This is a genomic window from Paenibacillus bovis (assembly GCF_001421015.2).
In the GTDB taxonomy this organism is placed as follows: Bacteria; Bacillota; Bacilli; order Paenibacillales; family Paenibacillaceae; genus Saccharibacillus; species Saccharibacillus bovis.
This window is the reverse complement of record NZ_CP013023.1, coordinates 1,469,441-1,496,422: the sequence shown is the minus strand read 5'-3', so window position 1 is coordinate 1,496,422 and position 26,982 is coordinate 1,469,441. Positions and strand designations below refer to the sequence as shown.

General features: G+C 43.8%; 24 protein-coding genes. 9 read left to right on the top strand and 15 right to left on the bottom strand.

Annotated elements, in window-relative coordinates:
* Nucleotides 1-102: 102 nt before the first annotated feature.
* Both AR543_RS06400 and AR543_RS06395 read left to right on the top strand, forming a co-directional pair.
* Nucleotides 103-1,134 (top strand): ROK family protein, encoded by a 1,032-nt coding sequence (locus AR543_RS06400; protein ID WP_082472140.1) that lies wholly within the window; start codon nt 103-105, stop codon nt 1,132-1,134.
* Between the two features lie 109 nt (nt 1,135-1,243).
* Nucleotides 1,244-2,443: an MFS transporter gene (locus AR543_RS06395; RefSeq protein WP_060536667.1), complete on the top strand. Its 1,200-nt coding sequence runs from the start codon at nt 1,244-1,246 to the stop codon at nt 2,441-2,443.
* A gap of 175 nt (nt 2,444-2,618) precedes the next feature.
* Here the strand turns inward: AR543_RS06395 and AR543_RS06390 are convergent, their stop codons facing one another.
* Both AR543_RS06390 and AR543_RS06385 read right to left on the bottom strand, forming a co-directional pair.
* Nucleotides 2,619-3,812, bottom strand: coding sequence for an amidase domain-containing protein (locus AR543_RS06390; protein ID WP_060532791.1), 1,194 nt, complete (start codon nt 3,810-3,812; stop codon nt 2,619-2,621).
* 505 nt (nt 3,813-4,317) lie between these two features.
* Nucleotides 4,318-4,530, bottom strand: coding sequence for a hypothetical protein (locus tag AR543_RS06385; protein WP_158523936.1), 213 nt, complete (start codon nt 4,528-4,530; stop codon nt 4,318-4,320).
* 184 nt (nt 4,531-4,714) lie between these two features.
* On the opposite strand from AR543_RS06385, the gene AR543_RS06380 reads away from it, so the two are divergent.
* Nucleotides 4,715-5,695, top strand: a complete 981-nt coding sequence (locus tag AR543_RS06380) for a hypothetical protein (protein ID WP_060532788.1) — start codon at nt 4,715-4,717, stop codon at nt 5,693-5,695.
* A 131-nt stretch (nt 5,696-5,826) separates the two neighbouring features.
* Here AR543_RS06380 and AR543_RS06375 read toward each other — a convergent pair whose 3' ends face one another.
* The gene (locus AR543_RS06375; RefSeq protein WP_060532786.1) at nt 5,827-7,128 is read right to left on the bottom strand and encodes an MFS transporter; all 1,302 of its coding nucleotides are present in this window, start codon (nt 7,126-7,128) and stop codon (nt 5,827-5,829) included.
* Nucleotides 7,129-7,244: 116 nt separating this feature from the next.
* The gene (locus tag AR543_RS06370; protein ID WP_060532784.1) at nt 7,245-8,636 is read right to left on the bottom strand and encodes an aminotransferase-like domain-containing protein; all 1,392 of its coding nucleotides are present in this window, start codon (nt 8,634-8,636) and stop codon (nt 7,245-7,247) included.
* A gap of 442 nt (nt 8,637-9,078) precedes the next feature.
* Here AR543_RS06370 and AR543_RS06365 point away from each other — a divergent pair, with 442 nt between their 5' ends.
* Complete coding sequence (locus tag AR543_RS06365; protein WP_060532782.1) at nt 9,079-9,720, top strand: RDD family protein; 642 nt, start codon at nt 9,079-9,081, stop codon at nt 9,718-9,720.
* A 203-nt stretch (nt 9,721-9,923) separates the two neighbouring features.
* Here the strand turns inward: AR543_RS06365 and AR543_RS06360 are convergent, their stop codons facing one another.
* From AR543_RS06360 to AR543_RS06340, 5 genes are all read right to left on the bottom strand, one after another.
* Entirely contained in the window at nt 9,924-10,562 is a 639-nt protein-coding gene (locus AR543_RS06360; RefSeq protein WP_060532780.1) for a glycoside hydrolase family 11 protein, read from the bottom strand.
* 345 nt (nt 10,563-10,907) lie between these two features.
* Complete coding sequence (locus AR543_RS06355) at nt 10,908-11,477, bottom strand: SF0329 family protein (protein ID WP_060532777.1); 570 nt, start codon at nt 11,475-11,477, stop codon at nt 10,908-10,910.
* Between the two features lie 147 nt (nt 11,478-11,624).
* Nucleotides 11,625-12,161, bottom strand: coding sequence for a hypothetical protein (locus AR543_RS06350; protein WP_060532776.1), 537 nt, complete (start codon nt 12,159-12,161; stop codon nt 11,625-11,627).
* Between the two features lie 192 nt (nt 12,162-12,353).
* Entirely contained in the window at nt 12,354-13,337 is a 984-nt protein-coding gene (locus AR543_RS06345) for a tRNA dihydrouridine synthase (RefSeq protein ID WP_060532774.1), read from the bottom strand.
* A 435-nt stretch (nt 13,338-13,772) separates the two neighbouring features.
* Nucleotides 13,773-14,240, bottom strand: coding sequence for a MerR family transcriptional regulator (locus tag AR543_RS06340; RefSeq protein WP_060532773.1), 468 nt, complete (start codon nt 14,238-14,240; stop codon nt 13,773-13,775).
* A gap of 171 nt (nt 14,241-14,411) precedes the next feature.
* On the opposite strand from AR543_RS06340, the gene AR543_RS06335 reads away from it, so the two are divergent.
* Nucleotides 14,412-15,263, top strand: a complete 852-nt coding sequence (locus AR543_RS06335) for an aldo/keto reductase (RefSeq protein ID WP_060532772.1) — start codon at nt 14,412-14,414, stop codon at nt 15,261-15,263.
* Nucleotides 15,264-15,382: 119 nt separating this feature from the next.
* Here the strand turns inward: AR543_RS06335 and AR543_RS06330 are convergent, their stop codons facing one another.
* Both AR543_RS06330 and AR543_RS06325 read right to left on the bottom strand, forming a co-directional pair.
* Entirely contained in the window at nt 15,383-15,925 is a 543-nt protein-coding gene (locus AR543_RS06330; protein WP_060532771.1) for a GerMN domain-containing protein, read from the bottom strand.
* A gap of 30 nt (nt 15,926-15,955) precedes the next feature.
* Nucleotides 15,956-17,239: an N-acetylmuramoyl-L-alanine amidase family protein gene (locus tag AR543_RS06325; RefSeq protein WP_227871845.1), complete on the bottom strand. Its 1,284-nt coding sequence runs from the start codon at nt 17,237-17,239 to the stop codon at nt 15,956-15,958.
* 502 nt (nt 17,240-17,741) lie between these two features.
* Between AR543_RS06325 and AR543_RS06320 the strand changes: the two genes are divergently transcribed.
* The gene (locus tag AR543_RS06320) at nt 17,742-18,677 is read left to right on the top strand and encodes a copper amine oxidase N-terminal domain-containing protein (RefSeq protein ID WP_060532770.1); all 936 of its coding nucleotides are present in this window, start codon (nt 17,742-17,744) and stop codon (nt 18,675-18,677) included.
* Nucleotides 18,678-18,942: 265 nt separating this feature from the next.
* Here the strand turns inward: AR543_RS06320 and AR543_RS06315 are convergent, their stop codons facing one another.
* Together AR543_RS06315 and AR543_RS06310 are read right to left on the bottom strand one after the other, a co-directional pair.
* On the bottom strand, nt 18,943-19,683 hold the full coding sequence (locus tag AR543_RS06315; RefSeq protein WP_060532769.1) for a glucose 1-dehydrogenase: 741 nt from the start codon (nt 19,681-19,683) through the stop codon (nt 18,943-18,945).
* Nucleotides 19,684-19,908: 225 nt separating this feature from the next.
* A complete protein-coding gene (locus AR543_RS06310) occupies nt 19,909-20,328 on the bottom strand; it encodes a MerR family transcriptional regulator (RefSeq protein ID WP_227871844.1) in 420 nt (139 codons plus the stop codon).
* 172 nt (nt 20,329-20,500) lie between these two features.
* Here AR543_RS06310 and AR543_RS06305 point away from each other — a divergent pair, with 172 nt between their 5' ends.
* The 3 genes from AR543_RS06305 (at nt 20,501) to AR543_RS06295 (ending at nt 23,839) form a co-directional block, all read left to right on the top strand.
* The gene (locus tag AR543_RS06305; protein WP_060532766.1) at nt 20,501-21,622 is read left to right on the top strand and encodes an NADH-dependent flavin oxidoreductase; all 1,122 of its coding nucleotides are present in this window, start codon (nt 20,501-20,503) and stop codon (nt 21,620-21,622) included.
* A 441-nt stretch (nt 21,623-22,063) separates the two neighbouring features.
* Entirely contained in the window at nt 22,064-23,131 is a 1,068-nt protein-coding gene (locus AR543_RS06300; protein ID WP_060532764.1) for a polysaccharide deacetylase family protein, read from the top strand.
* 315 nt (nt 23,132-23,446) lie between these two features.
* Complete coding sequence (locus AR543_RS06295; RefSeq protein ID WP_227871843.1) at nt 23,447-23,839, top strand: hypothetical protein; 393 nt, start codon at nt 23,447-23,449, stop codon at nt 23,837-23,839.
* A gap of 374 nt (nt 23,840-24,213) precedes the next feature.
* On the opposite strand, the gene AR543_RS06290 is transcribed toward AR543_RS06295, so the two are convergent.
* Complete coding sequence (locus AR543_RS06290; RefSeq protein ID WP_060532762.1) at nt 24,214-24,915, bottom strand: CPCC family cysteine-rich protein; 702 nt, start codon at nt 24,913-24,915, stop codon at nt 24,214-24,216.
* A 205-nt stretch (nt 24,916-25,120) separates the two neighbouring features.
* Nucleotides 25,121-26,704, bottom strand: a complete 1,584-nt coding sequence (gene rlmD / locus AR543_RS06285; RefSeq protein ID WP_060532760.1) for a 23S rRNA (uracil(1939)-C(5))-methyltransferase RlmD — start codon at nt 26,702-26,704, stop codon at nt 25,121-25,123.
* Nucleotides 26,705-26,982 lie beyond the last annotated feature (278 nt).

The following is a 26,982-nucleotide window of genomic DNA, read 5'->3' as shown; positions in this document are numbered from 1 at the left end:
ATTTCTTACAGGGGTTGCTTTTCCGGATACATACCGTTAGACTACTATGGATCGACTTATTAAATCTATTTTAAAAAGTAAAACAAAGGAGCCTGTTCCCTCATGCGACCGTTATACCATAGTACCCAGCAGGTCAAAAAAATCAATATCGAGCTGGTTAAAAATACACTCCGTACAACCGGTACAGGAACCAAAGCGTCTATCGCCAGTCTGACCCGGCTCAGCATAGCTACCTGCGGTACTATCCTCAATGAACTGGTACAGACCGGCGAAATTCTGGATCTGGGGCCCGATGAATCCAGCGGTGGACGACCAGCCAGTCGTTATCAGTTCAATGCCGATTATGCCAGCCTGATTGGTCTTATTATCCGCACAGAGCGCGGTATCCACTCGATCACCCATGCCCGTGCCAATCTGAACGGAGAGATTCTGGAGCAGCATACCCGAGAGTACGAAGTCATTAATGTGCAGACCATCGAACAGCTGCTGGATGATCTGCTCGGTCGGTATCACAATGTACAGGCCGTAGGAATCGGGATTCCCGGTGTTGCCCATAATGGGCAGATTGGCATCTGTGATGTCGCCGAGCTGGCAGGTCAACCACTGGTACATATTCTGCAGCAGCGTTACGAGGGTCTGCAGATGATTATCCAAAATGATATGAATCTGACGGTATATGGACTGTATCATGAACAGAATTATGAAGAAGACAGTAATTTTGCCGTGCTGACCTTTTCCGAGAATCATTATGCCGGGGCAGGTTTCATAATTGGCGGACGCTTGCTTAGCGGCAACAGCTTTTTTAGCGGCGAGGTGTCCTATTTGCCCTTCGGGATCAGCCGGGAAGAACAGCTTCGTCAGTTAGGCACACCCCAAGGGATTCATACACTGGTCGTCCATACGATCGTCTCGATTATTGCGATTATCAACCCGGCTGCTCTCGTTATTACCGGCGGCGCGATTGCTCCTTCCATGCTGGGGCAGATCGAGCAGGACTGCCGGCAGCAGATTCCGTCCGAGCATATGCCGCAGCTGCTCATTCAGCAGGACACCCGGCATGAATATCTGACCGGATTAATCACGATGACACTGGAAAGCCTGACTTACCATGTTCAGCTAATCGAGCGGAATTAGGCAGTTTTTGTCCTGATATTGCAATTATTCTATCTTTATTCCTATTTAATGAATCTGGAGGAAACTTGTTGTGGAAGCAAAAGAACGCAAATTTAACCGGATCTATGCGATGCAGCTGGCGACTATTTTCGTCGGCTTTATCGTATTCGGGATCTCGGAGAATATCAAAGGCCCGGCAATTCCGCGTATCCAGTTCGATTTTAATCTGGATGAACAGCAGCTGGGCACGCTGCTGTCGCTCAATGCACTCGGTTATCTGATTGCTTGTTCATTTACCGCTATTCTGGTACGTTTGTGGGGCATCAAGGCTGTCAGTATTATCGCTTTTGGCTCGATGGTGTTATCTGGCGTATTTATCTATCTGTCCCATACCTATCCGCTGTTCGCTTCATCGTATTTCTTTATGTATATTGGCAACGGGATGCTGGAGATCGCACTGGCGATTCTCGGCGCACGGATCTTTGTCAAAAATACCGGAACCATGATGAATCTGTCCCATTTCTTCTATGGGCTTAGTTCTACGGTGGCCCCCCTGCTGGCGACCGGCGTGATGTCGCTGTCGGTATTTGGTCATGAGCTGGACTGGCGCGGTATGTATCTGGTGATGCTGTCGCTGTGTCTGCTGCCGATCCTGTTTGCGCTGCGCAGTCATTTTCCCGGTGATGATCTACCGCATGAAGACCGCATTTCCATGAAAACGCTAACCCGCGATCCTGCGCTGTGGCTGATGGTTCTGATTCTGTCCTTTGGCGTAGTATCGGAGCTGGCGGTCGGTGGCTGGCTCGTTAACTTTCTGGAAAAAGCCTATGCCTGGGACACGGTAAAAGCCTCTGGCCTGCTGTCCGGCTTCTTCCTCATGTTCTCGCTGGGAAGGCTGCTGCTGGGCCCACTGACAGATCGTATTGGGTTCGTATTGTCCCTGATTGTGTTCTCTGCTTTCTCGGCAGTGTGTACATTTGTCGCGATTGCCGGCGGAGAACGTGTTGCTTTTCTGTTTGCCCTGTCAGGAGCAGGTATTGCGATGATTTATCCGACAGTTATGGCATTTATTGCGCGACGCTATCCCAATGGCAGTGATACCGCGATTACGTTTGTCGTGACCTGGATGGGCGTCGGCAGCGTAATCGGCAACTATGTCATCGGCTGGGTCATAGATGGAGTTAAAAACGCCTACGGCGCCAACACCTCGATTGGACTGCTGCGGGGGCTGCAGGCTGGATATGGATTTATCGGGCTGTGTGCGGCAGTCTGCGCGATATCCGGGATCGTCTTATTTGGATATTTGAAAAGAAGACAGGAACTGATCTAAGCCTATTTCATCTTTTATCATGTTGTTATTTTTCTAATTTGATTCAATATATTCAATCTTACTTTTAGTAGTTATTAATTGATTTCACATATGGTGTTACGCATCAAAAACATATTCAAAATCTATGTAATTCAAAAAGAAGGGAGAGAGCTTAATTAGGCTCTCTCCCTTCTTTTCAACTGGGTATTTGACTTTGAATAGCTTGATCCATTTTCCAAACATAAACTTTATATCCTGAAGAGTACCAGCTGCTAAGAGGTGCATTTTTCTTGTCCACGGTATGTTGTGTTAAGTAAAAGTGGCCATCTTTAAGCAATGTAATTAGAGCAGTATGGTTTATATCCCCATCGCCTTCAAAATCTGCATTTACAGGATCACCCATAGCAGCTTTTGCTGCAGTTGGAGCTGTTTTAGCTCTTATTGACCAAAATTTATAAAAACTATTTGCGCCACCCCAACTATGAGAAGGTGCATTGATTAAACTATCAATATAGTACCATGCCGTACTTCTATTTACTAAACCAGGCCATTCTTCCATCCCCCCAGCTAATAAAGCTTGTGAAACAAAATTGGTGCAATCATCCCATTTTTTCCAACATTCTTTAGAGGTAATAGAACAATCTTTTGATTTTGCATAATAAGGGTATGATGGATTTCTTCCATCCCACCACTTATATGCATAGTCTCTAGCTTTGACTGAACTATAGCCATTGGAATACGCTGATGGAGATATTAATTGTGCTACAGAGTTCTCATAAACAGACTCTTCTACGGAATTCTTATGATCGATTGCATTTTTTTGATTTTCTATAACCTCGTTTACAGTAGATGGCTTAGTAGCTTTTTCAGAATCAGCCACTGGCATCAAATCCATTAAATCAATAATTTCATTTGTGGAAATTTGATTCGTTGACAGTTTTTGTTCGTAATTTTCAATCAATTTATTTTTTCTTTTATTCTCATATAGATCCATAAATTTAACATAATCCAATATAAAACTTTGATCTGCAGGAGAAAATTGATCTAAATTAACTCCTAAACTAATAACAAACATTTGGTAATCCGCATTATCAATATCGTTTTTAATAAGTATTTGATTGTCCTTCATATAATTGTTGACTAGCTTGATGGCATGGTCGTATTTTTCTAAAACATCTTCTTTGCTAGTATTTATTTCTTCTAATTTTTTAATCGGTACTTTAATTTCCCCTTCTTTAATATCATTTAAATAATCAAGATAGTCTGCTTGAGATGTTGGTACATCAATTTCAATCGGGGTTGAATTAGTAGATGCATTGGTACTACTAGAAAAAAGAAAGAATGACATTCCAACGGCTACAAATTGAACAACTTGTTTTTTGATATTCAAATAAATGTTCCTCCTTTTATTTAATACCAAAAAAGATAACATACATTCAAATATTGTAAACAAGGCAAATTTACTAGAATTAAGTCACTTTTTTTGTACTTTTAAGTCGAAAAACAATCCAAAGAACAACTTGTGGCAAACTATTAATTAATAAGACATATATTTTTAGTTCATAAGACGTTATATTAAGCTATTATTTTCTATAATTCCTATAAAAGAATTTATATACGGAATTAAAATATTTATAGATTATTTTTTGAAAGCTATATGTTTATTGATTATGGTAAATAAAATAGTTCATAAACCGTACTTATTTCGATACTTTAATATTTTATTTCTTCAATTTGCTTAGCCTCTTTGTTTAATCCAATCAAGAAACAGACCATCCCTAATCAGGTTGATGGTCTGCTTCTTTTGGTCTATGCTGGAGATTGTTCCTGCTGCTATCCTTTGTATATGTATGTCCAAATATATTCCAGCAGTAAAGATTACAATACCTAATCGATTAATTAAAGTAAAAGTACTCATTGGGATTAGTGCTTGGCTTGCGCTGCGGAGCTTCGGTTAAGTGATAGTAGGCAATATTGGCACATTTTAGATGATAGTTCTGATAGTAGAAATTATCCCCCCGTTCTACCGCTTCTTTGAACTGGGCGACCTGCTTGTCATTGACGCCCTGAATATACAGCTCGGTATTCCCCGTAAATACAATCTTCACATCATACATACAATCACCCTTGAATAATTATTTAACTGCTTAACTAGCATAATGCATAATTCCCATATGGTGGAATAGTCAATTGGTATGTTTTCTTTATAAAATATCCATTAATTGTAACATACACCTAAATACAACCTGTATACTATTTATAAAATACATATTAGTCGAAGGGGATTATACATTGAGTACATTTATAGCTTTTCTTTTCATGGCTGCTCTTATTGCAGTTATAGTATTTTTGGTTCTTGGTATTATGAACGTTATAAAAAAGAATGGCAGAGCAAAACGAACCTTTCTTTATAGTGGCGCAGCATTTATTGCCACGATCATACTGGCGGTTACATCTCCAGATGCTCCAGCCGTCAAGTCTCCCGGACCTACCGAGACCGTTCAAACGCCAGTTAGTGAAGTATCCCAACCAACCGCCTCCATAGGTGACGATCAGCCTGGCGTAACAGCTGAGCAGACCACTGCTACAGATAAACAAGTACAAGGAAACGCAGAACAGCAAAAAACCTTTGCCGAAAATCAGATCAAGAAAGACGAAGCAAAGAGCGCAGCACAAGCCAAAATAAAAGCCGCTGAAAAAGCCAAATCTGATGCTGCAGCAAAGACAGAAGCAGATAAAAAAGCAGCAGAAGCTGAACAAGAAACAGCTGCCGCCAAAGCCAAAGTAGCGAAAGAGGCAGCTACCAATGCGATTCCCGGAACAATAGGAATGACACCCGATCAATTCAGAACTGCATTTAATAAAAGCAGTACCGAAATCGGAATGGATATGCATCTTCCCAAGCTCAATATATCTTCTGGAGCTGTTCAGAATACTTTTCAGTATATGCTCTCGGATAATATTGCTCTGACCGGTACTATTAATAAAGCCGATAGCTCTATACGAGAAATCAATCTACTGGGTCAAACTGCAGGTTCTTACGAAGAAAGCGCCAATTATTTGCTCGCTATGGGACTAATTATGAAAGCAGTCGATCCTAGAGCGACCAAGGAAGACAACGCGGCAAAAATGAGAAAACTCGGATTGATGGACGAGAATCTGGAACTTGCTAATCTGAACAAACAAGCGACTATAGACGGTCTAAAATACAGCATTTCCTATCTGGACGGAATTGGACTTATGTTTTATGTAAATGATGAAAACGATAAATAATTTAAAAGACTCTGTCTCTGTATTGAGCTGGAGTCTTTTTTATATGATATGAACATAGATGTAAACCACAAATAACCATATATCAATGAGACAGCCACATATTAGCTGCCTCATTGTATATCAGAGTTCAATTACTTTCGATTGTTATTGCCACGACTCCACAGAATCACCGGTATAAGCAGCAGTGACACCACTCCTCCGATGATCGACAATGTAGAGTAGCTCGAGCCCGCCACGACCATCCCCGACAATACCCCTCCAGCAGCACCAGACAGGGCAATCAGCACATCTACCGTCCCCTGCGTTTTCGCCCGGGTAGAAGATTCGGTCGAATCGACAATCATCGCCGTTCCGCTAATCAATCCAAAGTTCCAGCCCAATCCGAGCAGCACCAGTGCTACGACCAGCAGTACCATCGAATCTGCCGGTGCCCAGGCCGCTACCAGTCCTGCCAGCAGCAGTGTAACCCCGGATGCCACCGCCATCGTTTTGCGTCCCAGCTTATCGACAAGTACTCCGGTCACAAGTGACGGCAGATACATCGCTCCGATATGGAAACCGATCACCAGTCCAATCGCACCCAGATCATGTCCATGATGACCCATATGTACCGGTGTCATTGTCATGATCGCTGTCATCACCATCTGGGTCAGAATCATAACGATAGCTCCGGCAGTGATCCCTCTTTTGTTCTCGGCGTGAGGAACAGCTGCTGGCTGATTCGTATCCAGAGTATCGACTCTGGCGGCTTCAATCATACGCGAGACCGTCAGTGGATCGGGTCGCAGCCACACGAACAGCACAATTCCTGCCAGCATATAGGCAGCAGCACCCAGAATGAACGGTCCTGCCATAGCAGGGATACCTATCGAAAGTGCTACATTGCCCATCACATTGACCAGATTCGGCCCGGCGACAGCACCGAATGTAGTAAATACCATGGTCAGACTGACAGCGGTCGCTCTTTGCCGACTGCTTGCCAGATCTGTCCCGGCATAACGCGCCTGTAGATTGGTCGCCGATCCTGCTCCATAAATGAGCAGAGACAGGAACAGCAGAAACACATTATTCAATACAGCAGCCAGAATAACACCTAGCGCTCCGAGACCACCTGCCATAAATCCGGCGCCCAGACCGATTCCGCGACCTCGACGCTGGGAAAGTCTCCCTACCAGCAGAGCCGCCCCCGCTGATCCAAAAGTAAGCAATGCAGACGGTATGCCAGCCAGTGCATCGGTACCCAGCATTTGCTGCGCGAGCAGCGCGCCCACCGTAACTCCTGCTGCCAGTCCTGCACCGCCAAAAATTTGTGAAATGCTTACAATCCACAACGTACGCTTGTATAACGCATGCTGTTTTTGTTCGGAATGAATATATTCCTGTAATCGTACCGATTGTATATTCGGTATGTGGATACTGTGATTATGCGACATCTTCTACTCTGCCTTTCCGGTATATAAATGATCGTGCTTCTCCTTGCTCCAAGTATGAACGATCATAACACGTACCAAAAAAGCCACACAATACAATAATTGTGTGGCGTACAATATTAGACCAGCGTATCCAGCAACTCCCTCAGAATCATCAATCCCTGCTCCAGCTCTTCCGAAGTGCCTGGCGCACATACCGACAGGCGCACTGCTCTCTCCGGCATACTGCTGCCGACGACAAAGCGCTCCGCCGCATATACCTGTACTCCCTGCTGCGCAGCCAATGCTTCAAATTCGGCACCGGTAATTTTGCCCGGCGGCAGCAGCAGCCAGCGGAAGATACCGGTATCTGTACCAAGACAGGTATAGTCTGCCAGATAGCGGTTAACCAGTTGATTTCGGAGTGTATTCTGCTGCTGATGACTGGCGATCAGCGTCTCAAACTGATTCGATACAATCGTCCGGGCAGTCAGCTCGGTCAGCAGTGGAGATACCGCTATATTAAGGTTATACAGTGCTTTGATCATCGGTTCCTTGAATCGTTCTGGCACAGCGACATAGGCCATACGCAGACCGGGAGCCATCGACTTGGACAGGCCGGCAATATGGATCACCTGCTCCGGGGCAAAAGAAGCGATTGCTGGCAGCGGTTGATCCGTCAGCAGATGGTAGGAAGCGTCTTCGATAATAAATATATTGTACTGCTCGGCAATGGCTGCGATTCTCGAACGGGTCTTCATCGACATGACCGAAGCCGTAGGGTTGTGATAATCCGGAATCAGGTAGATGCCTTTGATATTCTCATTCCTGCAGGCATATTCCAATGCTTCCGGGCTCATCTCATACTGCTCCGGTCGGATCGGTACCAGCTGCACATTCAGCATTGCGGCAGCCGTTTTGAGGCCTGGATACGTATGGGCATCCGCGCCGATCCGATCTCCTGGCTTGCACAGACTGGCGAGTACAGCAGCAATTGCATTTTGCGCTCCATTGGACAGTAGGATACGATCTACAGTCGTATCGAATCCGCCCTTGCGCATCAGTTTCACAGCGGCATCCTTTTGCCAGAGACTGTCTCCGGCGCGTCCATAGCCAAACCACTTGGCATAATCGGGCTCCTGCAGCATACTTTTGAGCTGGTGCAGCAGCGGCTCGTACGACGCATCATCCGGCAGGGTCGCTCCCATTTCGATCAGATGCTCCGGCTTGGTATCTTCCAGCAAGTAACCGTTTGACAACGCATCATACGATACGAACGTTCCGCTTCCTACAGTCGCACTGAGCAGACCTTTGAGTTCACAGACTTTGAACGCCTTGGAAATGGTACTCAGGTTGAGATCCAGATAATCGGCCAGCTCCCGCTGGGGCGGAAGCTTGGTACCGGGTAACAGCATACCCTTCATAATATCCTGTTCCAATTGTCCGGCAAGCACCTGGTAAATGGGCTTTTGCGTTTTGTCGATCTCCGGTCTCCAGCTCATCGGGTAATCTTCAAATGAATTAATCGGCATGATACGCATCCTTTTTATACTTTAATTATGATGGTACTGATTATAGAACAAAAATGACAGTCTGCATAAACATGAATCGTTCTCTTCTCCATGCGGTCCTGAGGGCCTATCTCGCAAAAGTTATCGTTACGTAATATAAGTCTATAGTTGAATATCCCTCTTCTTTTAACTTATATATAATATAGTTTTGGGGAAAGGAGGAAATAAACAATAGATTTAACATTCATTCCAGTAAACAGGATGATATTAGCGAGACTCTTTAGCAAATAGGTAGTTACCGTATATACGATTGTTATACATAACGCAAGAAGTGAATACAATCCATACAGATAAGCGTAGCGAATTTTGATAGAAAGTCTGGTACCTATCGCTTTTCGTCATTATAGACAGAAGCAGCAGATCGAAATGAATACCATACATAGAGCATGGAGGATTTATTGTTATGATGAATGAACATATGGCTGAAAATGCAGCCCGAACGGTGCACAATCAACAAGTGTATCAGAAAAATGCAAGAAACGAATGGAAGGATCTATATGCCGGATTCTGGAAAAGATTTCTGGCGACCTGTATTGATCTCTTTATTTTAATTTTGGGACTGGGCAGTATTGCAGGTATTGTCATCCTGATCGGTAACCTGAGTGGATATTTTGACAGTACTCATACTTATGAGGAATCTACAACAGGAGAACAGATTTTTGGCGCTCTTTTGCCATTTGTGTTTCTTCTGCTGAGAGTGGTAATTCCATGGCTGTACTTTAGCCTGTTTGAATACTCCAAATACCAAGCGACACCGGGTAAAATGCTATTGGGTATTGTAGCGGTCGACCGGAATTACCGTCCACTGAGCTTTGGCCGGGCAAGCGGCCGATACTGGGCGAAGTGGCTCAATGAATTCACCCTGTATATCGGCTACATGGTCGCTGGCTGGACAACGCATAAACAAGGGATGCACGATCTGGTCGCCAGTACATATGTAGTGAACAAACATGCTCTACAGCGTCTGCATCAACAGCAGCGCGAATACGAGGAGCAGCTGCAGGAGTATAACAACCAGATGGCTGCGCAGAAGCATATACTCTAAATGTTTATGTACTTCTTTTTGAAAACACAGCCGATTTCATAGTTCCGCTCTGCCTGATCAATTCCTCATCAGATATGCAAAAAAAGGCTTGTCCCCTGTCTTTGGTAAAGACTGCAGGACAAGCCTTTTTCTAATGAAATTACAGGATCAGGCAGAGCCGTCTCGCACTTCTTTATGATTCATACTGCAATAGACTGATTGCCTTACCATACCGTTACATTGGAGCTACCACTGCTCTGGTAGCCTTCTGTTGCCAGTACTTGATACGACCAGGTGCTACCCAGATTCATGCCGTGGCTGGCCCATGCCTTCACATGGTTGCTAAAGGTAATCGTCGCATTGCTGCCGGTCGGACGCTTGGTCTGACGTACACTCCAGTACTGGGTGAATGTTTTGTGGTCACCCTCGATCGATGGTGCATCGTAACGGGTCGTTGTGTAAATGTCATACACACCGCCGTCACTGGTTACCGTCCCTTTGTATGTACCGGTCGGACGGTACGTTCCCCAGCTATCTACAACATAATATTCGATCAGCGAGTTGCGAGTCCAACCGTATAAGGTCAGATAACCATTACCGGATGGTGCCCACAGTCCTGCATTATAATTGATCACGCGATTTGGTGAACCTGTTGTCCAGCCTTTACCTACAACAAAGTTGCCGGTATTCTGCCAATTCACACTGTAGTTACCACCGTTTCCGTTAACCGAGTTTACAGTACCACCGCCATCTGTCCAGTTTTGCCAGTAATCGGTAGCTGCGCTGGAAGTAGCCGCAAATACGCTGGAGCTCATAGAAATGGCAAGAATGGTCGTGAGAAATTTCTTTTTGAATGTAGACATATTGTGCCTCCTCTAGAAAATAAATTATTGGCATCTCATCTATCGCCTATTTAAAGCGGGTTATCGACAGAGTGATAGCCATAATATATATATTCCATATTAAGTAACAAAATCCTTTTTTAACATGTTGATATCAACATATAATATAAGCGAAATAGCTTAGCAGACAGGCAACAGAACAAACCCTTATCGTATCAACCAGAAATTGAAAGCGCTTTATATTTTTCCGATAATATGGCAGTCATTTGGACAATAAACGGTTTTCGACAGTAAAATATCCTATCCACAATACACCAAAGGCTGCCGAATAATCGACAGCCCCTGGTAGATTAGTGATTGTATGAACTAGCATTTGCCCAGTCGCAGTTCATAAAAGTACTGCACAATCGGATGTTTGAGCTTGATCGTACTGCTCATGCTCAGAATCCGCTTTTTGCCTACGCGGCGATCCATCAGTGCCAGAATATTCAGCAGGATATCACTGCTCTCCAGACTGTCTTCGATCGAACTTGCCAGAAAACGGGTAGCTACAGCGGTAAAATTGGATTTACTAAGTGCTGTCTGTGCAGTCAGGATTTCTTTGGCATAAGTAGTCACTTTACGGTTTCTCGCCATGATCTTCATACGTTCTTCCGGTACGTTGCCGTTGGTTTCTTTGCGGATCGCTTCAATCTCTTCCGGGCTGACCGGAATCTGCAGCTCCGGATCACTCTTGATTTCCTGCTCCGTCTGATACCAGCGAATCGGACTGGTCTTGTCGTTCATATTGAAAATGTTTTTCTTGTCTACCGTAATATAGCAGTTGCCCGATTTGCCGGTCATATAACTGTAACTGGTCGCCCGGTACTCCACTCTTCCATCCAGCGCAGGAGCCAGAAAGCTCTCCAGATTTTGCTTTAATTTACTCCAGGACATGTATCCTCCTATATTCTCCAAGCCGAACTATTATTTATATAAAGACTATTCAGCTGATCCCATGAAATTATATATTGTTAATAATAACTCATAATCTTGGAATATAGGAAATTGTCATATGCTTTTTATCCTTACTTTTGCATAAAACTATACATACTTAGGATCATATAAAAATTTTCCGCTATCATTTTGTACTCCAAAATAACGTAAGCAATATCCTTTTTTATATAATTCGCGAATTTCATTAATGCACGTATCATTTTCAAATTGAATGTATCCTGCCAAATAAAGCATGATTAAATATTCTTCAAATTCCAAATTACCAATAGACATATTTTCAGGTTGCATCCCATAAAAAATTGTGATCTCTAATGTTAATAAATTCGACATACCTAATTGAGTAGAATTGATTACCCAAGCATGCACGGAATCACTATCTATGTCTTCATTATTGTTTAATTGCATTAATTTTTGAATACCGCGTTCGTCTTCAAAAATATATGCTCCTGTTGCTTTATCGAATTCTGCATACATGTCTTCTTTTAAATCCGAGAAGCGATCAAGATCAACTTTTTGAGCGTAATACGTTTTAGTTAAACGTTGATGAATCTGTTCAGGAGAAAATGGTTGAGGAATATTTAATTCCAAATACTTTTTATACAATTTTGGAATATTGATTTCCATGCTAGATTCTCTACTTTCATTTTATAAATTAAAAAGAACATTTTTGATCTGATTATTAATTTGAATAATTTTATGTTTTACAGCAATTCAAAAGATGACTATATATTTAGAAAGACAATTGAACTCTCTTCCAAATAAATAAAGAGATACTACTATGCAAGTTATGCAAAGTAATATCTCTATTTTATACGTTTAGACCTCTTCCACCGTCTCCATCTGCTTCGCCAAAAACTCATCCAGCATCGCACGTACTTCATCGGTCGACCGTGTACTCATCAGCTCATTGCGCAGCTCGCTCGCTCCCCGGAATCCGCGAACATAGATTTTGAAAAAGCGCGGCAGCGGCTTGAACGAACGAGGTTCAACCGCTGAATATGTGTCATGCAGATCCATATGCAGTCTTAATAGATCCAGCAGTTCCTCGCTGCTATGCTCTCTCTTCTCCTGTTCAAAAGCAAACGGATTACTGAAAATTCCGCGTCCGATCATCACACCGTCTACACCGTACTTTTCTACCAGTTCCAATCCGGCTGCACGGTCGGCAATATCGCCGTTAATCGTCAGCAGCGTATTCGGTGCGATCTCGTCACGCAGCTTTTTGATCTCCGGGATCAGTTCCCAGTGGGCAGGGACTTTGCTCATCTCGTCGCGCGTCCGCAGATGAATCGACAGATTCACAATATCCTGCTGCAGAATATGAGTCAGCCAGCTGCGCCATTCGTCGACTTCGCTAAAACCAAGCCGCGTCTTAACACTTACCGGCAGACCGCCCGCTTTGGCTGCCTGGATAATCTCTGCTGCCAGCTCGGGGCGACAGATCAGACCACTGCCTTTGCCGTTCTCGGCTACATTCGGCACTGGGCAACCCATATTAATATCGATTCCCTTGAATCCCTGCTCGGCCATGCCGATACTCATCTGCCGGAAATACTCCGGCTTGTCTCCCCAGATATGCGCCACCATCGGCTGCTCATCCTCGGTAAACATGAGCCGGCCGCGCACACTGTGGTGCCCTTCCGGGTGACAATAACTCTCCGTGTTTGCAAATTCAGTGAAAAATACATCCGGTCTGGCCGCTGCGCTCACAACATGACGAAAAACAACATCCGTCACGTCCTCCATCGGTGCCAGTATAAAAAAAGGCTTGGGTAATTCACGCCAAAAATTGTCTGTCATTTTAAAAATCCTTTCATGGTATATAGCTGTAAGTCTTTATGCTGTATTTGTATATAGACGGCTATTGAAATTGGAAATCGTAAGGTAGAGCGGATAGAAGCGCTTGCTCCTATATGTCTTGCGTATGGTACTCCGTTATCTGCCAAAGAAATATACCCCTGTAAATACTGGCAGTATACAACGATAACGATATAGACCTCAATTATTATACTAGATTGCACAGCCAAAACAGAAGATTAATTTCTTCTTTTGGCCAATTCAGCACGTATATCTCTATGAATAAGCGCTATATTGATGCAGCAAGACTTCCAGACAGCTGGCATGCTATTGTAAATAAACCTTCCCAACGGATTTCCGCCTGTTTGCCTGGACTCTGTGTATCACCATCATAGATATACAATCAGAGATATGCACGTGAATATACTCATTAATTGCTTATGCCTTATATCCTTCCTCAACACTTCCTGCAGAAGAAGCATAAAATACATCACTATGCATATGCTGAATACGGTCCCAGTTTCGGGGATTCATCGTGTCGAGAGAAGCGCCCTTCAGTATACTCTGATACAGCTCCGTTTTCTCTTCCAGATGAGCGATATGCCGCTTCGCTTCTTCCAGCTTGCGTCGTGCAGCTTCCTGGTGCTCCATCATCAATTCATAACGCTGTTGAATCGTTGTCTCCCCTTCGAGGCAGAGATCCACATACAATTTAATCGTTTCGAGCGGCATTCCGGATTGCTTGAGGCACCGGATACCATGCAGCCAATTGATGGACTCTTCGTCGAACATACGGATGTTATTTGGACTCCGCTGCACGCTTGGTACCAGCCCTTTGTCGGTATAAAAGCGGATAGCATGTTCGGTTAGTCCGGTAATCTGCGCCGCATTTTTGACAGTATACATCGAAATCCCTCCCGAAAAATAAATACGCATATTCCTCTTGCCTTCGTGTAACACGAAGGCGTTAGGCTTACTGTAATGCAAGCCGGAGATAAATGAAAGTCTATCGACAGAATTGAGAATTTATGACACGGCTGCATGCATTTTATTTTAGATATTACAGGAGGAATCGCGATGCAGACTGTTACATTAAACAATGGTGTAGAGATGCCGATCATCGGCTTTGGGGTATATCAGGTACCGGATGCTGAAGAGTGCGAGAATGCGGTGTATGAAGCTCTGATGGCAGGTTATCGTCTGATCGATACGGCTGCTGGTTATATGAATGAGGAAGCGGTCGGACGTGCGATCAAGCGCAGTGGTATTCCGAGAGAGCAGCTATTTATTACGACTAAGCTGTGGGTGCAGGATGCCGGCTACGAGAAGACCCAACTGGCTTTTGCCAAGTCGATGCACAAGCTGCAGCTGGATTATCTCGATCTGTATCTGATTCACCAGCCTTTTGGCGATTATTATGGTGCCTGGCGTGCGATGGAGGATCTATACCGCGAGGGCCGGATTAAAGCGATTGGCGTCAGCAATTTTCTGCCCGATCGGCTAATAGATCTGATTTTGCATAACGATGTTGTACCAGCAGTAAACCAGATCGAGACGCATCCTTTTTACCAGCAAGCCGAGAGTGCAGCTTTTATGAAAAAGCATGGCGTTTATCATCAATCGTGGGCTCCATTTGCCGAAGGATTGAACAATCTGTTCGGCAACGAGGTACTCGTCTCTATCGCAGCAAAACACAACAAGTCTGTCGCCCAGATCGTGCTGCGCTGGCTTGTTCAGCGTGATGTGGTAGTGATTCCCAAATCCGTCAGAAAAGAACGGATCGCCGAGAACTTTGATATTTTCGATTTTAAGATAGATGCAGAGGATATCCAGCAAATTACGTCTCTGGATACAGGAAAGAGCCTTTTCCTGTCTTATCATGATCCGGAAGTAGCCAGTAAGATGGGCAATTGGAAAATTGATCTGTAACGTTGAACGCGTATGATTTATTGTCATGGAAAATAGGCACAAATCATTATCCAACCAGCTCCACCACGGGACAAAAAAGCAGCCGATCCTCTATGGGTATCGGCTGCTTTGGTATTCATCTATTCGCGAGTGAGCGGATTTTCCAACTCCGCTTGCCCCATCAAGCTGTCCGTCTGTTTTCCATCAACCAGCAGCTGAATATTTTTTACTTCGTCAAATTGAAAAAAGGTCTTTTTCAAAGCGTCTATCGCCAGAATCTCTCCGGAAGATCCCATGCGTGCTTTGTCCGGAATATGCACATCCAGTGTCAATGTCCCTTGCTCCAACTTGGTGGAGAGCAAATCAACATTTTCCCACAAAGGAATCAGCTCTTTTTGATCGTTCTTCTGGAGAGCCGCATAGGCTGCACTGTATTTTTCCGAGTCCTCTTTATACGTAATGGTCTGCGTATTTGGTTCCAATTGCATGACTTGAACATCCGAATAATATACTTTGATCTCCTGGGACTTCTCTTCTTGATTGTCCTTGGTACCTGCCGGTGCTGGCTTATTCGTTGCAGGATCAGAACCTTGAACGGTATTGGCAGCAGGCTTGCTCTCGCAACCGAGGGCGAGTACGCTCAGAGCGCATATGATGATCGCCAGATAAATTCCTTTTTTCATAACGCACATCCTCTTAGATTATTCCTTGTTCTATAATTCCAGATATTCTTTGATGCCATCCACAATCGCTTGTGCCGCTTTATTCTGATTGTCTTCTGACATCATGGCTTCTTCCTCTTCTTTGTTGCTCAAGAATCCGATTTCCAAAAGAACAGCTGCCATGGTCGTTTCCCGAATAACCTGTAAGCTACCATTTTTAATCCCGCGATCCGTAAATCCCAGCGCCTGAATCAATTTTTCATGAATACAATTTGCCAAATCCTTACTGCTCTCGCGCTGATAATAATACGTCTCCGTTCCTTTAGCCTGGGGAGAAGCCAGGACGCTGTTGGCATGTATGGATACAAATACATCTGCATTTAGATCATTGGCCAGCTTCACCCGTTCCGGTCTGGTAGGGTAGACATCTGTCTCACGAGTCATAATTACTTCTATATCCGGCTCATTTTTTAAAAGAGCCTGCACTTTAAGGCTTAGCGCAAGGGTGAAGTTTTTCTCGGGCTTTTGCGTGATACTTATTGTTCCCGGATCTGTGCCTCCATGACCTGCATCAATAACGACTATTTTTTTTCCGTTGTCTGTCGGAAGGGTAGAACCGGAATCATTGACCATGTCCAGATCAAGAATAAACTTGCCGGTAGTGGTCTGCGGTTGGTACTGAACAGAGCTGACATTGTTCAGCTCCATAACCACACGGATCTGGGCAGGATTGTTTTGATACAGGGAATACCGTATTTCCTTCACATTGGGAGAATCACTCGTATCGAGCCTTGCTATCGCTCCTGGAGAAGGTATATTTTCCATATTCCCAAAATTGGTAGCCGGAAAATCCAAAACAAGACGCTCCGGATTTTTGAGCTCTGTAATCACTGGATTAATCTCGTGATCGAGCGAGACTACCAGCTGATTATTCACATAATTGATCTCATGAATCCAGTTCGTGGCTGTTGCACTCCCGCTATCAGGCAGCGGTGCATCCGGTGTACTGCTGACCAAACTGGCTAAAGTCACTATTTTATCGCTATTGTTCCACTCTACTCCCAGCCCCATCGCTTCACTAACAAAACGCAAAGGAACAAAAACTGTATTTTGGATGATCTGGGGAGCTACTCCGAGCTTTACCGTCTTGTTACCTACAGAAGCTGTATTCTTGCCCACTGTTAAGGAAACGGTATTAGATCCTTGCTGAATATGTACATTTTGTGTAGCTTGATCCCAATTCACCTGGAACTTCAAATTTTCGGCGACTACACGGATTGGAATCATAATATTATTTTGCATATTAACGACTCCAATATCTTTGGGTAAACTCAATTCCTGACCATCCAAAACGATTCGCGTTTGGTTTGCAGCTGCATTCGTATGTGCAGGCATCAGAAAAACCAACATCACACTGAACAGTAATAGCATGATTACCTTTTTCATGGTACACCTCGATTTTAATTTGCGTTGACTACTGTTTCGGCTGAATAATAACGTTGTCCTATAGCTATACTCCATCCAGAGAAATCACGATAAACAACCTCAGCACCGAAATAAGGATCTCTTCACAGCAGGGGGATACTGCAAAGCTCAGGGTGTGACCCTTGTTTCGTGAGGAGCGATCAGGAGGCATATTGCTGTTGAGCTTGCTAAATATAAAACGCTATTGCATGATAAAAGTTGTTAGATAAATGTTTTTTATCCAATATTATTTAAATTATGTTTTTTTATGCAATAAAATTGGTACAGCTGTAATCAGACAAATAATAATGTCTCGTGTCAGGCAAACCAACAAGTATGTACATATTCCAAGCACCAAAGGAGAATCCGAATTATGAAACTATTTACCAAAGCTATTCTGACTTCATCACTTTCTGTCGCCCTGCTCGCAGGCAGCTGTGCTGGTATGAGCAATGCCCATGCTGCCGGTTCAAAGGGTGATATCTCCATCATCGTTAATAATGAAACTGCCAATGTAGATGTAACACCCTACATCCGGGATGGAGCTACCCTGGTACCGCTAAACGCGATCAAAACCATCCCGGATGTTCAGATTTCCTGGAATAACAACAGCAAAATCGTCACCGTCAACAATAACGGACAGAAATCCACACTGAAAGCAGGCTCCACTACAGCCACCATTATCGGACACCAGGTTAAGCTAACCAGCGCAGCGGAAATGAAAAATGGACGCATCATGGTTCCGATTCGCTTCATTACAGCTGCAGCCGATGCTTATGCGTATTGGAATGCAGGGCAGCGCGTCGTCTATGTCGCCAAGCCATCAGCCACACTTGCCAAGCAGCTCCAATCCAGCGACACCGCTACAGCACGTAACGCTTCGATTCGTTTTCCCGCAGTCGACAAAACAGGTACCTTGCTGGAGACACCAGAGACAGGCGACAATATGCTGTATACGACCTACTTTCCCAAAAATAAAGTAGACGAGTTCTTCAAACAACATATGGATATCGTGAATTACTATCGTATTATTAACAATCATACCGAATTGCTGTGGTCCGCAAAAGTGGATCTGAAGCAACAAGTCAAAAACACGAATCTGCCTATAATTCCCTATAAAATAATAGAGTTCAAAGGCAAAATGCCATCGATCCCGACAGGTGGAGTCTACTTTGCTTTCTCTCTTCCGGGAGCATTCCATTATGGAATCATCGATAAAAACGGTAAAGCGACAGAACTACCAACCGCTACACCCGAACAAAGCCAACAGGGTATCTTCAATATACTGGAAGAAGAACAGCTGAAATAGACAGAGCAACGCTGTTAAGCCAATATCCTATGGTCCATATTGCCCCTAGTATCTCTTGGTATGCACAGAATCGGTCTGTCCTGTAATTCCATCAAAAACCAGCAATCGGATATCGATTGCTGGTTTTTGATAAGTATCTATTATTGATCCAATCCGATATTCATCCAATCCGACTCGCCAAATAGAATCTACTTTGGATACATTTCCTTTAGATATCCTTTGCCAAAGTCAGCCGCATTCCTGCACTCGCCTTGGTCACAGCCTATTACTGCGCCGTATATCCCCCGTCCACCACAAACTCCGAACCCGTTGAAAATTTGGACTCATCCGAAGCAAGGAATAACGCCATATTGGCCACATCCTCGGCTTCTCCGAGATGCCCCATCGGATGCAGTGAAATCAGGTACTTCAAGGTCTCGGGATCTTCGCCGATCATCGGTGTGTTGATATATCCTGGATGAATACTGTTCACACGGATCTTGTACGGAGCCGCATGCAGCGCAGCCGATTTGGTCAGTATGCGCACTCCGCCTTTACTGGCATTGTAAGCCGCGATACGTGGATCACCGATCAGACCTTCGATTGAGGAAATGTTAATAATCGATCCGCCATGCTCTTTCATATGGATCACTCCATATTTGGTTCCGAGGAAGACGCCATTCAGATTGACATCGATCACTTTTTTCCAATCCGAATAGCTGGTCTCCTCTACGTTACCCTGCAGCCCGATGCCCGCATTATTCATCACGATATCGACTTGTCCGAATGTCTCTTCCGCTTGCTCGAATACATGCTGCCAATCCTCTTCCAAGGTGACATCATGCTTGAGGAAGAGGGCTTTGCTGCCTGCTGCTTCTACCTGTGAGACGATCTCCTCTTTGCGAGCTTCGGTAATGTCTGTCAGAACTACATTCGCACCCTCCTGCGCAAAACGAATACCGGATGCCAGGCCGATGCCGGACGCTCCTCCTGTGATTAACGCCGTTTTTCCTTCGAGTCTTTTCAATGTAGTTCATCCTTTCTGAATGGAATGAGCATTTATGCAAATAAAGCTGCTGTAACGGGTTTATTTCTCATTGAACAGGCAGTTATATTCCTATCTTCCACCGTTACTACATCAATTTTACCTAATATATTCACTCAAAATGTAACAGCTGGAAAACAGGCAATTTTTTGGACATGCAGATTACCAGCAATTATTGGGATATAACCTCCTATCAGTATAAGCGCACTAATTCACTATCTTTACTTCTAGACCGTGACATTTAAAGTTATAGTCGGGATTCTTCATGACTTCCTCTTTCTGAAGTTCATACATGGCTATTTTATAATTCAGCTCTTCCAGATGTTTTAAACTTTCATCAATTTTTTTCTGCATTTCCACTTTATGAGTCTTCAGCATTTCTTCTCTCTGCAAATACGTAGCATTTCCTGACTCATACAGTTCTTTGTAATCCTTTATTTTGGAAAGCGGCATACCCGTCTCTTTAAGGCAGCGAATAAAAGAAATCCAGTCTATTTGTTGCTCACTATACACTCTACGGCCTTTTTCATCCCGCGATATATTGGGCAGGATTCCTTGCTCTTCATAGAATCGCAATGTCTTGGCAGATACATTTAGATTTTCTACTACATATGTCATTGAATACATTATCTACTCACTCCTTATCTAGTTACAGCTACTGTAACTAGATATATACCACTCGAAAAATAAAAATGCAAAATATATTTATACCATTACGAACAAATAAATACTTTACTTCCCCTTAGGTCAACAAAATACACTATAAAAGAAAATAAAACATAAGAGCGAGGTTAAGCAAATGAATTCAAAATACAACCAATTATTCGAGTCTTTCACATTCAAAAATGGAATCACTATTAAAAATAGTACCGTTATGTCCCCTATGACAACTTGGTCGAGTAATGACGATCTTACTCTTTCAGATGAAGAGGTACAGTATTACAAACCTAGAGTAAATGGAGTAGGACTCGTTATTACAGGCTGTACTCATGTAACACCGGAAGGACAGGGATTTACAAATGAATTCGCTGGGTACAGTGATGATTTCACTCCGAGTCTACGTAAATTAGCAGAAGCAGCAAAAAGTGGAGGCGCTCCTGCTATTCTGCAGATTTTCCATGCCGGGAATAAAGCGGTACCTGGGCTAGATGCAGTCAGCGCGAGTGCACTGCAATCTGAAATGACTAATCTAGGTCCAACTGTAGAAACCAGAGAGCTCTCCCATCAGGAGATTTTGTCGATTATACGTGCTTTTGGAGACACAACGCGGCGTGCAATCGAAGCCGGGTTTGATGGTGTCGAGATTCATGGTGCCCACGGCTTTTTGATTCAGAATTTCTGGTCACCCGCAACCAATCACCGTACAGACCAATGGGGAGGATCGATTGAAAATCGCTTGCGTTTTCCGTTGGCAATTATTGAAGAAATCAAAAGCGTCATTAAAAAACATGCTGCAAAACCATTTATTGTGGGGTATCGACTCTCTCCTGAAGAATCCTCCAAAGCCGACGGCTTACGTATGAAAGACACGTATGCATTAATTGATTTCCTGATTGAGCAGAATCTGGACTATATTCATGTTTCGTTAGATAATGTATTTTCCAAGCCAATAGACAGCCAGGATGAGAAAACGCGGTTGGAATTGATTCTTGAAAAGGCTAGTGGCCAAGTACCCGTAATAGCTGCCGGTTCTGTGCTGACACCAGATGATGCGCTAAAAGCAATGAAATTAGGGTTACCACTCGTTGCTATTGGTCATGCATTGATTATGGATCCACAGTGGGTAGAAAAAGTCGCAAATGGACGCGAAGCAGAATTGGATACTGCGCTGAGCCTCTCCAAGCGCGACCAGCTTCATATTCCGGAAAAGCTTTGGAATATATTTCAGTCTATGCCCGGTTGGTTTACGATCAGCGAATAACGATTATTTTTAAATCTACGAATTATGAATTAGGGGCCTGAGATCGTTTAACGACTCTTGGCCCCTTTAATTTATTTATTCATTTTTTTGGTAATATATATTTACCACACACGATGTATTAGATTAGCAGGAATAACTTGCGCCCATAGGCTGCTATAAAACGCTTGATATTATTTGTAAAAGGTAAGAAAGTACATATTATTATACAAATCGTTGTAATCATTTTGTTTTTATTTGCTGCATTATAACCATACGAATCGATTAATGGTTTTCCCGATATCATAAATGCTCTTATAGAGAAATAAAATTACATATGGAGACAAAAGGTACAAAGTCTACTTCTTTTACTATTTGTACTACGCACCTGTTATATCCTACCCGCTATTTTCCGATATTACGTCTATTGACGCCTCTTACTTTCTGACAAAGGATGATCTATGTATGAAGTTATTCAAAATATCTGTGTTTGTCGTTACTGGTCTAGTAACAACTATAGCCATGGCACTTATTCTGATGGCATTGTATTCCGATCATGATTTATTTTCATCCTTTACTACTGCGCAAGCCAATCGTTCTATTCAGGGAGCTTCTAACAACGCAGTAAATCAACCTCTATCCGCAGATCAGCTTCCGCCTGTAGAACAATTTGCTTCGATAGCCAAAAAAGATCGTTATCAGCACAAAGTGGCTGTATTGATGTATCACGATATCGATCCGGTCAAGCAGGGTGGAGATATTATTACGCCTGCACTTTTTGCTTCGCAATTGGATTATTTGCGTTCCAAAGATATGAATTTCATTTCGCTTGAACAATTCCGTCTTTTTATGGAAGGCGGCAAAGTACCGGATAATGCGGTACTGGTCACATTTGACGATGGATATGAGAATTTCTACACCACTGCTTATCCGATTATGAAACAGCGCCATATTCCGGGCGTTAGCTTTGTCATTACAGGAGATTTTAGCAAAGGCGCTCTAGTGGCAACTCCCCATATGACCAAAGCCGAAATCCAAAATATGACCCGCTCAGATCCCAATATGGAAGTTCAAGCACATACCGACAAATTGCACTACAAAACAAGTGATACCACCGATGCACTTACCGCTCCACTGGTAAAAGATGGAGTAACCGAGACCCATGAACATTATCTGGCACGTATCGAAAATGATCTTAGACGATGTGTAGAAGCACTTCGCCCGCTTACGCCTCATGTCGTGAATACCTTTGCTTATCCTTACGGATTGCATACACCCGAAGTGGAAAAAGTCGCTCAAGATGTAGGCATCCGTTACGCTTTTACAACCGAGCTTGGACTGGCTACCCGTGATACGGATGTAATGAAGATTCCGCGTATTAATGGAGGTTCCCCACTGATCGATCCAGAACGTCTGTACAATTCGATTATGTGGGAAAATCAACTGCCAGGTCGCAATCTATTTATTCCTGATTCGATCCAGCACAGTGGTCGCGAAGCAGGAGAGTCGGAAAAATCTGTCTCTTCTAAATAAGTTGATTTACCTCATACTCAAGCAGCAGTTCATACTAACACTGTGGAGAATATTTTGAATTTTGGAATTTCTACTCAACTTTTAAATCAATTGAGGTAATCCAGATCGATCAAATGTAGACAATAAGCAAATAGAGATAGGGATAGCCCTCTCATCACCAGTTAATCTTGATGTGTACTCTTGTCGGAATTATAATCTTTGCTCTTATCTCCCTGTATTGAAGTAATATTAATTCCTTAATTAATTACTTTGAGTATATCCTACTATAATAAATATCACTTTAAAGGAATAAAATTACATGCAGGAGGGGTAAAGATGAAAAAGCTATTTATTCTTTTATTTTTATTTCTATTCATTGTACCTGTATCATCTATTCAAGCAGCCTCTATAAATCCAAGTAACGTCCATGTGTATTCCTACGATGGAAGTCAATTCCTGGGTACCTTATCAACAAATATATATGATCCATACTCTGTGTTTAACCGCTATGGGACATATGGGAGTAAATACAGCACCAATAGCATATGGAATCAATACGGCACGTATGGAAGCAAATACTCATCTTATGGAGCCGCTAACCCCTATACATCAACTCCGCCTATTTTGGTTTATAACGGATCAGTCGTCGGATATGTGACAGCCAACAAATATCTCCCTGGTAATCGAGTGGCACTTTTGAATCTTTGGGGTTTAGCGAGATCACTGTAAAAAAAGTCCCTGACTGAATTGGTCAGGGACTTTTTTATCTAGGAGAATAAATCTGGTTAATATCAGTATCGATCACAAAATCTACTCGCAGATCTGCTGAATACGGCACTATCTCAAAATGATAGAGATCACAAAATACTTTGGCCAGTTCTTCAATATGCGTGACTCGTGTTAATGCATGATAATACATTGTGTTCAGCTCATATTGGTTGCATCTCCGCCCCCAAACCATAACTTGTTGAAAAAAACCATCGATTTCGACTAACATAGTTCTCACGACCGGTTGCTAACCAATCCATATAGCTTAGTATGTTAAAAAGAATCTTATTAATTATAATTAGCAAACCGATTTGGACAGCATATTCAAGCTGTGTCTACTGACAGAACATATTAATATCTTCCAATGCTGACTCTGCATGTCCTCTGACAAACGAACTTTCATCATGTAGTGCATTTTGGATAAGCGGGATAATTCGCTCCTTATGTACTGCTCCGTGTATTCTTGCGATATGACCAAAACAAAGAATCGCTATTCCTCTTATGTTTTCATTATCATGCTGACTGTACTTGGTCATCATATCTTCTGCAAATGCTCCATCATCTGCATTTAATGCCAGAGACAACAAGCCGTCTACAACCGTATCTGGATTGTCAGAATTAATCAGGTGGATGACCTTCTGATGTTTCTCTATATTGTTACTGTATCTTTCGACTGTTTCATGAACAAGATCTGCTATCGCCTTTTCAAGTGAATAGATTTCCTGCCATATGTATGGGATACATGCATCTTCTGCAGCTTCCAGTTGCTTGAATGCATGAATCAGGCTTTTCTTTGCCTGGATTTCTTTATCTGTTTGTTGCAGAATTCTTTGTGTGTCCCTGTACATAGTGTAGTGCATTTTGAAGTTCTTCCGGGCTTCGGTAAGAGAATAATCCTCATTAGGACCCCCATAGACTCGGTCTGCATCAGAATCATCCTGCCCATCATCTTCCCAGTTACATAAACAACAAATCTCCCAACTCCGTCTCTCCTCCAATGTAGGATAGCCACAGCAGGGACAATTATACCGATTCATTTTATTCTCACCTTCCTTTCAGTTATTGACGGTTACGCTGTATTCTTACGAGACGTATCAGCAGCAAACCAAACATAGTATAGGATACTTCGTTTCTATACTATTAGAATTTATGTATTAGAATTCACGCAACTGTAAGCCTTACTTTTTTTATAAAAGAAAGCTCCCTCAAAAAGAGAGAGCTGGCTACCTTCACACTTGTATATTATTTTGCGCGAACCAATACAGCCACCGACTCCACATGCACCGTATGCGGGAACATATCCACCGGCTGCACTTCCGTCGTAACATACCCGCCATCTTCCAGCACTTTCAAATCCCGTGCCAGCGTCGATGGATTACAAGACACATACACCACACGCTCCGGCTGCATCTCCAGAATCGTCGTCAGCAGGCGCTCATCGCACCCTTTACGCGGTGGATCGACAACGATGACGTCTGGCGTGATACCTTGCTCTTTCCAGCGTGGAATCACATCCTCGGATGCGCCGACTTCGAATTCCACGTTATCCATCTGATTCAACTTCGCATTCTTGCGAGCATCCTCGATCGCTTCTTTGACAATTTCCACGCCATACACACGCTCTGCATGCTGCGCGAGGAATAGCGAGATCGTGCCGATGCCACAGTAGGCGTCAATAACGGTCTCTTTGCCGGTTAATCCGGCATATTTCACTGCCTGCTCATACAGCACTTCGGTCTGTGTCGGATTCACTTGGTAAAAGGAACGTGCCGAGATGGCAAACTTCACATCGCCGATGTAGTCGTGAATGACTTCGCTGCCCCACAGTACACGCGTCTCGTCGCCGAAAATCACGTTTGTCTGGCGGGTGTTGATGTTCTGGCAGATGCTGGCGACCTGCGGCATCTCGGTGCGAATGCGCTCAATCCATTCTTCCTGGCGCGGTAGACGATTGCCATTGGTGACGAGTACGACCATCATCTCATTGGTACTGAAGCCGACCTTGACCACCACATGGCGCAGCAGTCCTTCGCCGGTCTCCTCGTTATATGGGCGAATGCCCAGATCGCTGCCGATCTGCTTGACCTTGTTGACCAGTTGATCGTTACGGTTGTCCTGGATCAGGCAGCTCTGCATGTCGATAATCCGGTGTGTCCCCCGTGCATAGAATCCGCCGATGAGACGACCATTTTCTTCGCCCATCGGGACCTGTGCCTTGTTGCGGTAACGCCATGGCTCGCTCATACCGAGTGTAGGCAGGACACGGATACCCTGTGTCGAAGCTGCTGGATCTGGCTGCCCGGTGGCTACGCTAGGTGGTTGGGTATTGCCGTCCTGCTGTTCGGCAGCTCCGGATGTGATACTCGCGGATCCAGCTGCTCCTTGCGGCAGGTTCGCATGATCTGATAGCACATTCAGCTTGCCGATTCGCTGCAGATTGTCGATCACATGCTGACGTTTCCATACTAGCTGTGCATGATAGTTCATATGCTGAATCTGGCAGCCTCCGCATTGGGAGTAGATCGGACAGGGCGCACTGACACGATCCGGGCTCTCCTGCAACAGTGTCAGCATTTTGGCATACCCGTACTGCTTCTTCGTCTTCACTACGCGAGCTTGAACCTTCTCACCAGGCAGCGCACCCGCAACGAACAGTGTATATCCTTCTGCGCGCCCTACTCCTTCTCCCTCATGAGTCAGCCCAACAATATCCAGCTCCAACTCATCATTCTTGGCAACCGGTAGATTTGCGATCGCCGCCAACACCGCCGCCGGTTTACGCTTATTCGAATTATATTTTTTGCCGCCTTTGCGGTCTTTATTCATAATCATTACTCCATTTTCTATACCATATTTCCATACGTCATTCTTAGCCTCTTCGTCACTACCTCAGACTGCCCGATGGGCAACTACTAAATTGTATAGAAAACCAACGAATGTGACAATACAATATAGGTACTTTCATCAAGTATATTTTTAGTAACGGGAAGAAAGCTCGTTCTTCTTACTTATCGGTATATCTTCATATAGCTTAAAAGGGGAGGCAGCCAGGAAATGATGCTCAAACTAAAAAAAGATTGAGCGCAGCATCCAAGAGCTGCCTC